Below are 585 nucleotides of genomic sequence, written 5' to 3' on the forward strand. Positions count from 1 at the left end.
CGACGGATCCGCGACGCGGGCGGACTGTGGCGCCCCCAGCACGTCGGCGGCATCGAATCGATCCGGAACGGTGACAGGTATTTCAGATTTCATTGCGCCGCCCCAACTTCGTTCAGCGTATCCCGCTCAAGCACGATCTCATGCATTGGAATACCTATTAATCCTGTACTGACACTCGTCGAATGCGACTTCAACAACACCGCATCGTGCAGCCATTGGTGGATCACGTGGTCGCTTTGTGAACCGTCGGCGACTGCAACCGTCACCGAATAATCGCCTACCGGCAAGACCGGCATTCTGAACCCGAATCGGACCGAAAAACTTTCGCCCGCCGCGACAGCGAACGGCTCGTTGAGGGTCGTGAGACACGTGTTGTCGCCAAACAGATTTTGCCCGAGCCGATCCCGGACAATGAATCCGACGATGGCACGCTCCAGGTTCTGCAGGGCTTTGACGGCGATGCGGATGCAAACGATCTCGCCCCCCACTACCCAATTCAGCGGCGCCCCCGTGCCATCCTCGATGCCGACATGCTCAATCGATGCGCCGCCAAGACCGAAATTCTTCGCGTCGGCAGTGAACTGG

General features: G+C 58.8%; 1 protein-coding gene. It reads right to left on the reverse strand.

From position 1 onward, the window contains the following. Positions 1-89: 89 nt before the first annotated feature. A partial coding sequence (locus J5M67_RS27485; RefSeq protein WP_207888549.1) for a Wzt carbohydrate-binding domain-containing protein occupies positions 90-585 on the reverse strand: 496 nt, incomplete at its 5' end.

Origin of the sequence: Pseudomonas sp. 30_B (genome assembly GCF_017491605.1) — a bacterium.
Classification (GTDB): domain Bacteria; phylum Pseudomonadota; class Gammaproteobacteria; order Pseudomonadales; family Pseudomonadaceae; genus Pseudomonas.